This window comes from Cytobacillus sp. FSL M8-0252 (genome assembly GCF_038007345.1).
In the GTDB taxonomy this organism is placed as follows: Bacteria; Bacillota; Bacilli; order Bacillales; family Cytobacillaceae; genus Cytobacillus; species Cytobacillus kochii.
The window spans coordinates 2,296,852-2,310,889 of the sequence record NZ_JBBOWZ010000001.1 but is presented as its reverse complement, the minus strand read 5'-3'; the positions used below and the strand labels follow the sequence as shown (position 1 = coordinate 2,310,889).

Annotated in this window: 10 protein-coding genes; all 10 read right to left on the bottom strand. The window is 37.7% G+C overall.

Features of this window, described 5'->3' with window-relative positions; translation table 11 throughout:
- Positions 1-54 precede the first annotated feature (54 nt).
- Positions 55-1,302: a glutamate-5-semialdehyde dehydrogenase gene (locus MKX83_RS11790; RefSeq protein ID WP_341055487.1), complete on the bottom strand. Its 1,248-nt coding sequence runs from the start codon at positions 1,300-1,302 to the stop codon at positions 55-57.
- Positions 1,299-2,393: a glutamate 5-kinase gene (gene proB, locus MKX83_RS11785; protein ID WP_322909304.1), complete on the bottom strand. Its 1,095-nt coding sequence runs from the start codon at positions 2,391-2,393 to the stop codon at positions 1,299-1,301. The genes MKX83_RS11790 and proB overlap by 4 nt, the downstream gene beginning before the upstream one ends.
- 570 nt (positions 2,394-2,963) lie before the next feature.
- Positions 2,964-4,178: a CaiB/BaiF CoA transferase family protein gene (locus tag MKX83_RS11780; protein ID WP_095373351.1), complete on the bottom strand. Its 1,215-nt coding sequence runs from the start codon at positions 4,176-4,178 to the stop codon at positions 2,964-2,966.
- A 36-nt stretch (positions 4,179-4,214) separates the two neighbouring features.
- Entirely contained in the window at positions 4,215-5,378 is a 1,164-nt protein-coding gene (locus MKX83_RS11775; RefSeq protein ID WP_233435257.1) for an acyl-CoA dehydrogenase family protein, read from the bottom strand.
- A 12-nt stretch (positions 5,379-5,390) separates the two neighbouring features.
- Positions 5,391-6,188 carry an enoyl-CoA hydratase/isomerase family protein gene (locus tag MKX83_RS11770; protein ID WP_307314088.1) on the bottom strand — a complete coding sequence of 266 codons (798 nt, stop codon included), beginning with the start codon at positions 6,186-6,188 and terminating at the stop codon, positions 5,391-5,393.
- Positions 6,189-6,536: 348 nt separating this feature from the next.
- A complete protein-coding gene (locus MKX83_RS11765) occupies positions 6,537-8,312 on the bottom strand; it encodes an acyl-CoA dehydrogenase family protein (protein WP_341055485.1) in 1,776 nt (591 codons plus the stop codon).
- 11 nt (positions 8,313-8,323) lie between these two features.
- Positions 8,324-8,734: a PaaI family thioesterase gene (locus tag MKX83_RS11760; protein WP_180316969.1), complete on the bottom strand. Its 411-nt coding sequence runs from the start codon at positions 8,732-8,734 to the stop codon at positions 8,324-8,326.
- Positions 8,735-8,751: 17 nt separating this feature from the next.
- The gene (locus MKX83_RS11755; RefSeq protein WP_341055483.1) at positions 8,752-10,887 is read right to left on the bottom strand and encodes an acetate--CoA ligase family protein; all 2,136 of its coding nucleotides are present in this window, start codon (positions 10,885-10,887) and stop codon (positions 8,752-8,754) included.
- 3 nt (positions 10,888-10,890) lie between these two features.
- Entirely contained in the window at positions 10,891-12,801 is a 1,911-nt protein-coding gene (locus tag MKX83_RS11750; RefSeq protein WP_341055480.1) for a TRAP transporter permease, read from the bottom strand.
- Between the two features lie 53 nt (positions 12,802-12,854).
- A complete protein-coding gene (locus tag MKX83_RS11745; protein WP_307314098.1) occupies positions 12,855-14,000 on the bottom strand; it encodes a TAXI family TRAP transporter solute-binding subunit in 1,146 nt (381 codons plus the stop codon).
- Positions 14,001-14,038 lie beyond the last annotated feature (38 nt).

The following is a 14,038-nucleotide window of genomic DNA, read 5'->3' as shown; positions in this document are numbered from 1 at the left end:
ATTCATTTATACTTCTCTAACGCTAGCAAAATTCCTCTAACTTCTAGCTAACAATTATTCTCTTATTTGTCCATTGCCTTCAATAAAATATTTACTTGATGTTAATGCTTTTAATCCCATTGGTCCACGCACATGCATTTTTTGTGTGCTAATGCCAATCTCAGCGCCAAAACCAAATTCAAATCCATCTGTAAATCTTGTTGAAGCATTATGATAAACAGCAGCAGCATCTACATGATTCATAAAGGTTGCTGCACGACCATTATTTTCAGTTATAATTGCTTCTGAATGCTTTGTCCCATATTGACGAATATGAGTAATGGCGTCTTCAACAGAGGCAACTGTTTTAACGCTCATTTTTAAGCAAAGAAACTCACTGTGAAAATCTTCTGTAGTGGCTAATTCGATGTGAGGAAGAATGGCTTTCACATATTGATCACCAACCATTTCAATTCCCTCGTTCTCCATGTAAGCTAAAAATTCTCCCCCGTATTTTTCCAACCAATGAGTATGAATCAAAAGAGATTCGATACTATTGCAAACAGAAGGTCTTTGTTTCTTCGCATTTAATACTACTTTCTTCGCCATTTCTAATTCCGCAAACTCATCAATATACATATGGCAATTGCCTGCGCCTGTTTCAATAACCGGCACGGATGCCTCACGTACAACAGTATCAATCAATCCTTTTCCACCTCTAGGGATAAGCACATCGAGAAAAGTATGAAGATGAAATAATTCTTTGGCAGCTTCTCTACTCGTATCTTCAATTAATAAGACGCTATCAATTGGTAGCTCCGTCGATTGTAATGCCCGATGAACAGTTTGGACAAGCGCACGATTACTATGTAGAGCCGTTTTACTCCCTCGTAAAATTACACAATTATTTGTCTTTAAAGCTAGTGAAGCTGCATCAATAGTTACGTTAGGTCTTGCCTCGTAAATCATGCCTATAACACCCAGTGGGACTGACTTTTGTTGAATAAGTAGACCATTTTCTTTTTTTATTGTCTGCAATACACGATCTATAGGATCGTCAAGTTGTGCGATATCAGTGACCGCTTGTGCCATTGCTTTTATTCTAGACTCATCTAACATAAGACGATCAATCATACTGTCATTCATGTGGCCACGCGCCATCCTTATATCTTTTTCATTGGCTAAACGGATCTCCTCTTGATCTTCTATTAATTGATTGGCAATGGCCTTTAATGCTTGATTTTTTTCTGCTGTCGTAGCTCCACTTAAACGATAGCTCGCTTTTTTTGCTAACTTACCTTTTTCATATACTTCACTTGTCATTTCCCTTCACTCCTATTCGATTCCAAAACTAATTTATCACGATGAATCACTTCTTTAATTCGGTTTTTCTTATGTGCTGTTTGCGTAAGATATTGACTAGAACAACTTACTTCTCCCCTAGCAATTAGTTGACTTTCAAACCTCACTTCAACAACCTCACCCGAAAGAAAACTTCCATCAATTTTAACAATTCCAGGTGATAATAGACTGCCACCACCATGCACAAGTGCTTTTTCGGCACCTTTATCCACATAGATTTTTCCTTTGACCGTTGAATGAAGGGCAATCCATTGCCGTTTCGTATTAATCTTTTTCATTTGCTGATTAGAAAGATATGTACCGTCTCCAGTTCCATTAAGGATGCTTATAAGTTTGTCTTCACCTTTACCAGTACCGATAAAAACCGGAACATTTAATTCCATAGCTGTTTTAGCAGCATTCAACTTTGAGTACATGCCGCCAGTACCAACTTTAGAGCCCGCACCGTCTGTCGCTTTCATTTGCACATCAGTAATTTCATTTAAGAAGTCAATTCGGCTGGCATTTGGGTACTTAAACGGGTTTTGATCATATAAGCCATTAATATCTGTTAAAATTACAAGTAAATCAGCATGAACAAGCCCGCTAACGAGTGCTGATAACATATCATTATCCCCGAAAGTCAATTCCTCAATAGAAACAGTGTCATTTTCGTTAATAATCGGTATGACTTTACGATCTAACAGTTCCATAATCGTATCGTACGCATTTCTAAAGCGGACTTGATTGTTAAAGTCGGATCGAGTCAGTAAAATTTGCGCTGCCAAGGTGTCAAATTTTAATAAGGCTTCCATGTAACTTTGAATTAATAATCCTTGACCGATAGCAGCCGCAGCTTGTTTCCCTTTTAATGTAATGGGACGGGAAGAATAACCTAGTTTTCTAAAACCTGCTGCTACTGCTCCCGAGGATACGACAATCACTTCATGGCCCATCTTCTGTATTTTTGCAATTGCTAATATATGATCGGTAAATTTATAGCGGTCAATCTCTCCCCTTTCATTCGTTAATGAACTGCTGCCAATTTTAACGATCATTCTTTTCTTCCCCATATGATTCATTCCTTTTAAGAGCACGAACACCCATGTAGTGATGTCTCAGTCTAGTTTTTTAAAAGATAAAAAAATCCTAACTCAAGCCTTAATACATAAGGACGAGTTAGGTTCGCGGTACCACCTTAATTGAATGCTCTCTTTTAAACATTCCACTTTATGAGTTAACGTCTCAATCACCGCTGATGGTTTTCACCAGACTATAGAGGCAGGTTCAATAGGTTGAAACATGGTGGAATCTTTCAGCTGATAAATTCCACTCTCTTTCATGCCAATCCCTATTTACTAGCCCTCTTTCAATCGTTCATTTATAATTTTGACTCTTTCTTCTATTAAAACGTTTCAGTATTACAACTATTATAGCAGAAATCTTTCTCATGAAAAGAAATATTTATCGTAGTAATGAAATATTACCACTTCATATGTAATATTCATCAAACACATCTTTTCTTCAACTTTTTTGATACTGTAGATGAAAAACAGTTGTTCTATTTTACGTGTTAGTTGAACCAAGAGAAACGCTCTTCCTATAAATGTCTTACCACATTAATAGAAGAGCTCATAAATGCTTTATCTGTTTTTCAGTTCTTTTTCATAAGGTGCAATAACTTGGCTGGATGAAAGTTCTGCTATTCTTTCTTGCGTATAGCCTAATGATTGTAGGACATAATCCGTATTTTCCCCTAGTTTTGGCGATGCCGTTTTCACCTTAGGTGTAGATTTACTTAGCTGAAAAGGTAGTCTTGGGAGACGTAAATCTTCAATTGTATCATGTGTTACTTGTTCCCACATGTCGAGGGCTTCTGTCTGTTTTGCGTCAATGACTTCAGATATTTTTTTCACTTTGGAACTTGGGATACCTGCCGCGCTTAATTCCGTCACCCAATAATCAGCAGTTTCCCTTTGAAGTATCAGTTCTATTTTTTCTTTTAAGATGTATTGGTTTTCCACACGATTTTTATTATCTCTAAATCGCTGATCTGATAGCCACTCCATACTATTTAAAACCCGACATAATCTTTCAAATAGCGATTGATTAGAAATGCCAATCATGATATACGTATCGCTTGCCAAGTAAGCACCATAAGGAGCAAATGCCGTGTGACCAGAGCCGTTTTTCTGTGGTTCTTCTCCTGTCGCTAAAAAGGAAAGCATATGATAACTACTCCAAAATAAACCGGTTTCATATAAAGAAGTAGAAACAAATTGCCCTTCACCTGTATGCTTTCGATGCAAAAGTGCAGATAGAATACCAATCACACCCCACATTGCACTTCCTTGATCTAAAATAGAGACAGGTACTCTCGCTAATTCAGCGTCTTTGGCTCCATTGATACCCATGATACCTGTTTCAGCTTGAGCAATAGCATCATAGCCCGGTTGCAATTTTTGCGGCCCACTTTGGCCATATGCTGATAATGAACAATAGATGATTTGATTGTTTATTGCTTTCAATTTAGCATAACCTAATCCCATTTGCTCAGCTTTTCCCTGTCGGAAGTTCTCAACGAATACATCTGCCGATTCGACAAGATCATAAACGATTTGTTTCCCATCTTGTTTCTTAAGGTCGATGACAACCGACTCTTTATTTCGATTAATATGGAGAAAATATACACCTTCTCCACTCATAAATGGCCCCATTCCTCTGGCGTCATCTCCCGTACCCGGACGTTCAATTTTAATAATTTCTGCACCTAAGTCCGCTAGAATCATTGTTAAAGTTGGACCAGAAATATTGGTTGTGACATCAACGACTCTCATGCCTGCTAAAGGTCCCGTCATCCTTATCCCTCCCTGTAGTAAAAGAAATGGTACAAGTTAATAAGACCTTGGTAATCCTAATACATGCTGTCCGACAAAGCTTAATACTAAATTATTGGCAATTGGGGCAACCTTAAATAATCTCGCTTCTCTAAATTTACGTTCAATATTATATTCTTTGGCAAAACCATAGCCACCGTAAGTATCCATTGCCGCATTTCCAGCATTCCATGTCGCTTCGGAAGTAAGGTATTTAGCCATATTTGCTTCTGCACCGCAATTGACTCCCTCATCAAATAATTCAGCCGCCCTATCTCTCATTAGCTTTGCAGCTTCTATTTCCATAAATGCCTTAGCAATTGGAAATTGTACACCTTGATTCTTTCCAATAGGGCGATTGAATACTACACGTTCATTAGCATACTGTACTGAGCGATCTATAAAGTATAAACCATCTCCAACAGATTCTGAGGCAATTAATATTCTCTCCGCATTCATTCCACTAAGAACATATTTAAACCCTTTACCTTCTTCACCAATTAAGTTTTCTACAGGAATTTCCGCATTTTCAAAGAATACTTCTGTTGTCGCATGATTAATCATTGTATCAATCGGACGAATGGTTATTTTATCGCGTTGTTCTTTCATATCTAGTATGAATAAACTTAAGCCATCTGTTTTCTTCGTTACAGTTTCTTTCGGTGTTGTTCTTGCTAGAAGTAGCATCAAATCAGAATGCTCAGCTCTAGATGTCCAAATTTTTTGTCCGTTAACTATATATTTTTCTCCCTCTTTTTGGGCAAAAGTTTCAATACTAGTTGTATCACTGCCAGCTGTAGGTTCCGTAATCCCAAATGCTTGGAGTCTTGCTTCACCACTGGCGATTTTTGGGAGAAATCTCTGTTTTTGTTCTTCACTACCATGCCTTAATATTGCACCCATTGTATACATCTGTGCGTGGCAAGCACCCGCATTCCCGCCTGAGCGATTAATTTCTTCTAATACAATACTCGCTTCTGTCATTCCCAAACCAGCTCCGCCATATTGTTCTGGAATAAGAACTGAAAGCCACCCCTCATCTGTTAAGGCTTGAACGAAACTTGTTGGATATTCTTCCCTTTCATCCGTTTCTTGCCAATATGTTTCCGGAAATCTCTCACATAAACTTTTCACACTTTTTCTAATCATGTCATGTTCAGTATTGACTTTCGTCTGTGCCATTTTTACCCTCCTTTATTTTCCTTGCCATTGTGGTTTTCTTTTTTCATTAAAAGCATAAATTCCTTCTAAACGATCGTTAGAATTAGCACAACGATAATATGCTTCTAATTCTAGTGCGATTCCCGTAGATAAATCGCAATCTGCTCCTTTATTAACAACTTTCTTTAATGCCTTTAATGAAAGTGGCGCGTTCTCTGCAATTTCTGATGCCAACTTAATTGTCTCTTCTAATAAGCTTTCTTCTCTACAAACTTTATTCACGAGTCCATATGTCTCAGCTTCTGTAGCACTGATTCTTTTACCTGTAAATAAAATTTCTTTAGCTATTGCAAGTGGTAATACTCTTATGGCCATTTGTGTACCACCTATCCCTGGTATGAGACCGAGTTTCGCTTCAGGTAAACCGAATGAAGCGTTTTCATTTGCCGTGCGCATATCACAGCTTAATGCAATCTCCATACCACCGCCTAGCGCATAACCATTTACAGCACAAATAATAGGAAAAGGAAACTCACGAATTAATTCAGTCACTCTTTCAAAAATATCATGTTGTTTTTTCCAGTCACGTTGGCTCATTCCGTTTCGCTCTTTTAAATCAGCTCCAACACAAAAGCTTTTATCCCCCTCTGCAGTTAAAATAATGACTCGTAAATCTGGATCATATTTTAAGATTTCTAAACTTGATACGATTTCACTCGCCATTTTGGTGTTCAATGCATTCATTGATTGTGGACGGTTTAAACGTAAGATAGCAATTTGATTATGATGAGTTTTTTTTAGGTCAATCGTTTCATATGTCTCAACTTTCATTTATATCCTCCTTTTTTGCTATAAATGAGCATTTATTCCATACGCAATCATTGACATAGTTGCTCCTAATATTCTTGTTGGTTTAGTATGATTCATTAAAAGAAGTGGAGACGAATACCTGCTCATTTTTCGCCAAATGTTCGTAGATGTTCTTTGTGGAAATGCATCGTAACATTCATTCAATCCTTAAAGGTTCCTTTAAATGATGTTTTTAATGGTTTGCTAGTAGTAACAACGAAGCTTCACGTTTTTTCTCACAAGTTGTCGTTCGTCTTCACCCTACTTATAAAAATGGTTATCTATAGGATACTGTATCCAATTTTCAATTGCAATATTTTTTAGAATTTTCTATTTACTTAATTGCTCATTAAAATGAGAGATCGCTGATTTGGGGATAATCACCCAATTGATAACATCTTCTCCCCATTGCCATACACTTTGGTGAAAACACCGACACTTACTTTCTTGGATATGCAGATGATAATAATAACAAGCATTAAAATATTTTCTATAACTGCTTGTTTCCTTTGTTTCAATTTCAGCTTCTTTCAACAATAAGCAATTCGCTAATAAATAATAAATGCGTTGCATGATAGAAATAGCTTCCATTTCTACTTCTGTAGGGCTAACTTGCCCTATTAGATTAAGATCTTCCTCTAATAGATGCATATTAGTTAATAACTTCTTTCTCAATGGGGTAAAATCAACAAACGTCACTTCATTTAAAATCGTTTTCATTGTTTGTATTAACACAGTATTTGCCTTATTTTTTGTAATTGCTCTTAAAACATCCAGCGCAACAATATTCGTCGTACCTTCCCATATTGACCCTAAATGTGCATCACGTACAAGTTTAGCATTTGCCCATTCTTCAATATATCCATTGCCGCCTCTCATTTCCATTGATTCACCTGCAATCACTCTTGCTTGTTTGCATATTACACCTTTTAACAAAGGTGTTAACAATCTTAGCATCGTTTTTGCTTTCTCATCCTTTTTAGTTTCGGTCAAATCAAAGGTATGTGCCGTGTATAGTGACATGGATGTCGCCACTTCCGATGTTAGCATCATTTCAAATAATTGTTTCTGCATGAGAGGAAGTTTGGCTAATGGTTTTTTATATGCGATACGTCCTCTAGTTGTGTATAAGGCTTCTAAATAAGAGCGCCTGATGAGACCTGTAGAACGGACACTATTTGATAACCTTGAAGCGTTGACCATTGACATCATTTGTTTAAACCCATGATCAAGTTCCCCAACTAAGTAACCAGTCGCCCGCTCAAAAGTTACTTCTCCTGAAGCCATTCCTTTTGTCCCTAATTTATCTTTTAATTTATTGATCGTATAATGATTTCTTTCTCCACTAGGCAAGATTCTTGGTACTAAGAACATGGCCAACCCTTTTGTTCCTTCTTTTGCACCTGTTGGTCTCGCTAATACAAGTGCTACATCAGCACTAACATTTGAACAAAACCATTTATCCCCCGTGATTAACCATGAATCTCCATTAGCTTCTGCTCTGACTGAATTGGCACCCACATCCGAGCCGCCTTGCTTTTCTGTCATAAATTGAGCAGCCGTCATTCTATCACTCTTCGTGCTAATTAATTGGGGTAAGTATTCTTTCTTTAGTTTTACACTTCCATAATCCTCCAAAATCTTCGCCGCTGAGTCTGTCATACTCATCGGACAACATAAACCAAATTCAGCTTGAGCAAATACATACCAAAAAGTGTATTTCATCACTTTATTAAAAGCCGTTTCAGCCCCCATGACACCGCTACGATGACTCATGGCAACCAAGCCGAATTCTTCATAACCGATTTCCTCGAGACGTGAATAGGATGAATGATAATTAACATCGTTTATTCGTTGTCCACGCTTATCATACATTGTTAATGTTGGTGGATGTCTGTCCGCCTCTCTCGAAAGCGGATCGATTTCATTATTTGCTCTATCCCCTAACTCAATTAACTTATCTTTAACTAATTGATAATCATCATTTACATAGTGTGCTAATAAAAAATGAATATGGGGATCTGATAAGAAATAATTGATTTCTGTCGGTTCTGGCATGCCACCTTTTATCGGTTCCGGTTGAGGTACTTTAATAGACTCATCCATAAATCCACCTCCTAACTTATCCGCTGTTTAATAGAAAAGGTACCTAGCGCTTTGGCAACAACACTTCCATCTTCCTGAGTAAGGATAGACTCAACATATTGGATTCTTCTTCCTTCATGTATCATTTTCGCTTCTGCATACAAAATCCCTTCTTTAACAGGGGCGAGAAATTGAGTTGTTAATGAAATCGTCGCAACTTTAACATCTTTCATTGACCGAATAGTGACACCTATAACCGAATCCAATAAGGAGGCAGTTGCGCCTCCATGAACCACACCATTAGAGTTTAAATGTTGTTTTTGTACTGACATCTTAATGCGCGCTCTCCCTGCTTCCAATTCATCCATTGTAATACCAAGAAGCTGCCAATAAGGAGATGTATTAAACTCCTTTTCTAGCCATTGTAAGTATTCATTCTTCATAATAGAGACTTCTCCATTCATAAGGATTCTATTAAATGATCAATTTTTTCATCCCAAACGATGACACCGTCTAGGGCAAGCACACCTTCTCCTTCTTCAAGCACAATCAGAGGATTGATATCCATCTCTTTTAATCTACCATTTTGATTAGCAGCAAAATGTGATATCTTCTCTATCGCTCGAGCTAATGCCTGAATGTCATGACTGCCTTTTCCCCTAACTCCTTGCAAAACGGCATAACCTTTTAATTCCATTAGCATCTCAATTGCGTCTTCCTCACTGACTGGAGCTTTTCTTAGCGATACATCTTTAAATACTTCAATAAATATCCCTCCTAGCCCACAGACAATAATCGCACCAAATTGAGGATCCTCTTTCACGCCAATGAAAAATTCTACACCTTCTTGCTTAACCATCTCTTCCACAAGAAAGCCATCTATCTGTGCTTCTTTATTATATTTCTTTACACTTTCTGTTATCTCCTTAACCGCTAACGCTAATTCTTGTTCATTCTGTATATTAACAATAACACCACCTGCATCCGTTTTATGAAGAATATCGGAAGAAATGACTTTGCACACCTTAGGAATATCCCAGTCTACTTTCATAGTCTCTATCTCATCTACCTTATTGATGAGTACTCCTTTAGGTGTACGGATGCCAAAGTTTGTTAATAAATGTTTAACCTTCACTTCAGTCCAAATTCGTTCTTTTATTTCATCAGTATGATAAATGTTTTCACCAGCTACCTGAACATCATTAACAGTCTTTGTTGAATATTGTACTAGTAAACTTAGTGCAACCATCGTTTCATAAGATGTTTTATATACTGGGATATTATTTTGTTGTAAATACCTTCTTCCTTTGCCTGTTAATTCATCTGTGCCAGTAATCGTCACGAGTATCGGTTTATCTGTTTTCGCGTCTATTTCCGCTATTGCTTTGCAAATATTAAAGCCTAATTCGCCTCCAAATGTCGTTTGAAAAACAATGCTGTCTATTGTTGTATCTTCTAATAATACTTTCAATGTATCGGTTAGAATATGTTGTTCTTTTAAACTTTGCGCAGTCACATCAATCGGATTCATCGCAGATCCGTAAGTAGGGATTAAATCTGCCACTTTTCTCTTCGTTTCTTCAGTCAACGTAATCATATTAAGCTGCAAATCTTCACTATAATCAGCCATTGCAATACCTGCAGCTCCAGAATTAGAAATCGTTACCACTTTATTTCCAGCTGCCCTTTTTTGATTTAAAAAGACTTTGACTGTTGTGATTAAGTCATCAATATCATTCACTGTAATAATGCCATATTGTTTGGCGATTGCTTGATACGTTTCGTCAGAACCAGTCATTGAGGCTGTATGCGATAAAGCCGCTTTCTGTCCTAATTTTGACCTTCCAGCCTTCAACATGATGAGTGGTTTATCTTTTTCTTTTGCGGCTTTCGCTAATCGAATAAATTGTTCCCCGTCTGGAATACTTTCTAAATAACCAGTAATGATTGATGTCTGCTCATCCTTTACCATATAATTCATGACATCAAGTGTCGTAATATCCATCTGATTTCCCGTATTCACGACATAGGAAAATCCTATATTCTCTTCTTGTGCCATCCCGAATAATGAAAAGCCAATCGCTCCACTTTGAGAAGCAAACCCGACTGGTCCAGAAATAAAGGGCCGATCTGTTTCAAACGAGGTAGCAAACCCCATTGGTAGTGATAAATGAACATTTAATAAACCGACACAGTTGGGACCAAGAATATGAATATTCGCTTCCTTAGCCTTTTCTAACACTTCATTCTGTAGATTTGAACCTTCTTCTCCTATTTCTGCAAAACCTGAGCCAAAAAGTACGATACTTCTAATCGCTTTTTGTTTACATTGATCGATGATAGATAACATTCTTTTAGCTGAAACAGCAATTAATGCGACATCAACGGAGTCAGGAATATCAACCAAAGAAGGGTAACACTTATAACCACCAATTTCTTCATATTTAGGGTTAACAGGATAAATATTGCCTTTATATTGATGCTGAATAAGGTTTTTGATCGGTTTACCACTAATGGATGTGAAATCTTTTGATACGCCTACAATGGCGATTGATTCTGGGTGAAGAAATTTTTGTATCGCTTCATTTTTATCCATTCGTTATACCTCCAGTTCATTGCCTTGATTATAATTACTTCTTTTTCTTCGCCATTTAAGTAAATAAAGACATAATGCAATCACGATACCACCGATAATAAACGGCCACATTGGGACAAACATCATCAATCCTGCGATAAATAAAATGATTCGCTCTACTATGGCTAAAGTACCAGCTCCCACAAGATATCCTTCTAATGAAAAGGAAATGCAAGCAATTCCTATGACGGCAACAACTATACTAAGGACCGTATCCCACGGATCTCCGCGACCAATTAATATGGAAGGATTATAAATCATGAAGAAAGGGACGATAAACTTGACGGATCCTAACTGGACAGATTGAAAAGCTGTTTTCATCGGACTTGCTCCTGCTATACTTGCTGTCGAAAAGGCAGCTAATGCTACTGGTGGCGTAATATAGGAGACAGTTGCCCAATAAACAACGTATAAATGTGCTGCTATTGGATCCACACCAACAGCAACAAGTGCCGGTGCCATAATAACTGCTAAAAATACATATACAGCGGATACAGTCATACCCATCCCTAAAATAAAGCAGGTAAGTGCTCCACCAATTAGGATTAAGAAAGTATTATCTCCAGCAGCAGCCACTAATTCACGAGAAAATGAAAACGATACACCTGTAGCAGACAACGCACCAACAATAAAGCCTACCCCAGCAATAATAACAACGATATCAGTTAAGACCTTTCCTATATTCACGACCATATTTGCTAGATCTTTAGCTGACATCCTCGTTGATTTCTTTATCATGGCAATGAGTAACAATACAGCACTTGCATAATAAGGGGCTTGCCCTTCTGAGTTTAGTACTGCTAAGAAGAAAATCATGACTACGATTGAAAAAATATAATACCAACCCTCTTTTAACGTTTTCCAGAATGATGGTATTTCCTTAGCAGCCATCCCTTTCAATCCATTTTTGGCAGCATACCCATCAATTTGAATAAATAAGCCAAGATAATAAAGAAATGCTGGGACTGCAGCTGCTAAAGCGATTTCATAATAAGGGACCGCTAAAAAAGAGGCCATGATAAAGGCTGCCGAACCCATAATCGGTGGCGTAATGGTACCACCTGTAGACGCTGTCGCTTCAATAGCTGCTGCATAATGGGGTTTATAGCCTGTTTTCTTCATTGCCGGTATGGTCATTGCACCTATTGTCACTGCATTTGAAACGGCACTACCACTCAACATGCCAAAAAATGCACTCCCTACAACGGCAACCTTCGCAGAGCCACCCCTCGTTCTGCCAAAGATAGAAAGAGCGAGGTTGAAGAAAAAGTCACCACCACCAGTTTTCGTAATGACTACACCAAATACTAAAAATCCTAGTAATAAATTCCCAATCGTTGTATAAGCAATACCAAACACGCTATTAGAACTCATGATGTGATTTCTCGCTAAGGTAAGAAAATCATAAGACTGTCCTTGGAGCAATTCTATCGGTATAATTCCAGCAATAAGGGGATACAGTGAGATTACTAGACAGATCATCGCTAAAACAAGACCAGCTGTTCTTCTTAAAGCTTCAATAATTAACCCCCATAGAAGAATACTTGCAATTGTCGGTAAAACTGGAGCCTCCCAATCCCATCCCTCAATAATAATTCGTTCACCATTCAAACCAATGGCTATAGCAATGATCATGGATAATAAAAAACAGGCGATATCATACCATTTAATCGAAAGATCCGTTTTCTTTGCGGGAAACATAAGATAGGCACAAGGGAGAAAACAGGCTAATAATAAAATCATGTAAGCATTTTGAATCGGATTTATGCCAAATAATTCAAGATAGAATAACATGTTTACAGATAAGAAAATGCCTATTAAAGTGGAGCTAATAATAATCGTTTTCCAAAAAGTGTTTAAACGTGATTGCACCATAGACTAACCTCACCTCACATTTATCAGAATGGATGGTTATGATTCTCTCATTTTTAATTTACAGATTCCCGTTCCCGTAACCAGAGCGCTTCAAATTCCTCATCTGTTAATTCTTCTTTTTCAGCGAAGGCAACCGTTTTTTCCCATACTTCATTTAACGCTTCGTACCGTTCTATTAATTGATCATTTTTTTGTTGTTTTTCTTCACTCCATAAGCCTTCTTCTTTAAAGAAACGAATTGTGCCCTCATGAAACGGAATCCCTTTTGGCTCTGTTAAGACTTCATCCTTACTATATAGAGCTAAATTAGGTAGGGCATCGCCATATAAATGGAAAGAATCATTTAACGATTTAATAAACTGATAGATTGCCTCTTCACTTTGATCTGCGTATCCACCAATTAAATAGCCATGTCCCATAACATCCATACCTGTTTCCATACCTGCTCCTTGTTTTGTATTAATAGGAAATAACCACGCAGCCACTTCCTCTACTCTTCCCCATCCCCCGTTGTCATCTTTATCCATTTCTAACCAACGAATCCCACCTTTACTATGGGCTTCAAACATTGTAGATGCAGTCGGATTAATACCGGCAACATCAATTTGCCCTTGGATAAGTGCTTCTCCTTGTCCTGAATAGGAAGTGATTTTTACTGGCTCCACATCATTCCAAGTTAAGCCGGCGAAAGCAAGCATTGCTTCATTTTTTAAATTGACGGAAGTGTTTCCAGCTATTATTGGAATTTTCTTTCCCCTTAGATCTTTGAGAGTTTGTATATCTGAGTTTTCTCTTACAGCAAATCCGAATTGACTAATGGGTGCCCAATAAGCTCGAACATTTTGAGGTCCCCATTTTTTTGAAGTGAATTCTTCCTTTCCTTCGAATGCCAGTTGAATTTCATCTCCAACTTTACCTACAGAAGCAATTTCACGCCTTAAAGGCACCATTCTTCCAACACCACTTGCAGATGGAAGCATTCTCACCTTTGTATCATATTTTTCTGTCAACACATTCGCAATAGCCGACATTTCTGCATAACCACCAGAGCCTACATCATATACACTCCACGTCATTTGCTCAGCTAGGCCCGATTCATCTGCGAGCAACGAAGCTTGAGGAGCAGAGTTACATCCAGCTAAAAGAAAACATAGTAATAGCAGCAGTACTAATGGAAGCATTTTATTCCCTTTATTCATGTAATAACCTCCCATCCAGATATGGCCAATGAAAACAA

Coding starts and splice junctions, on each gene's coding strand:
- proB (WP_322909304.1), bottom strand. CDS start 2,393: ATGGGGAAGAAAAGAATGATCGTTAAAATTGGCAGCAGTTCATTAACG.
- MKX83_RS11745 (WP_307314098.1), bottom strand. CDS start 14,000: ATGAATAAAGGGAATAAAATGCTTCCATTAGTACTGCTGCTATTACTA.
- MKX83_RS11780 (WP_095373351.1), bottom strand. CDS start 4,178: ATGACGGGACCTTTAGCAGGCATGAGAGTCGTTGATGTCACAACCAAT.
- MKX83_RS11750 (WP_341055480.1), bottom strand. CDS start 12,801: ATGGTGCAATCACGTTTAAACACTTTTTGGAAAACGATTATTATTAGC.
- MKX83_RS11765 (WP_341055485.1), bottom strand. CDS start 8,312: ATGGATGAGTCTATTAAAGTACCTCAACCGGAACCGATAAAAGGTGGC.
- MKX83_RS11790 (WP_341055487.1), bottom strand. CDS start 1,302: ATGACAAGTGAAGTATATGAAAAAGGTAAGTTAGCAAAAAAAGCGAGC.
- MKX83_RS11770 (WP_307314088.1), bottom strand. CDS start 6,188: ATGAAAGTTGAGACATATGAAACGATTGACCTAAAAAAAACTCATCAT.
- MKX83_RS11755 (WP_341055483.1), bottom strand. CDS start 10,887: ATGGATAAAAATGAAGCGATACAAAAATTTCTTCACCCAGAATCAATC.
- MKX83_RS11760 (WP_180316969.1), bottom strand. CDS start 8,734: ATGAAGAATGAATACTTACAATGGCTAGAAAAGGAGTTTAATACATCT.
- MKX83_RS11775 (WP_233435257.1), bottom strand. CDS start 5,378: ATGGCACAGACGAAAGTCAATACTGAACATGACATGATTAGAAAAAGT.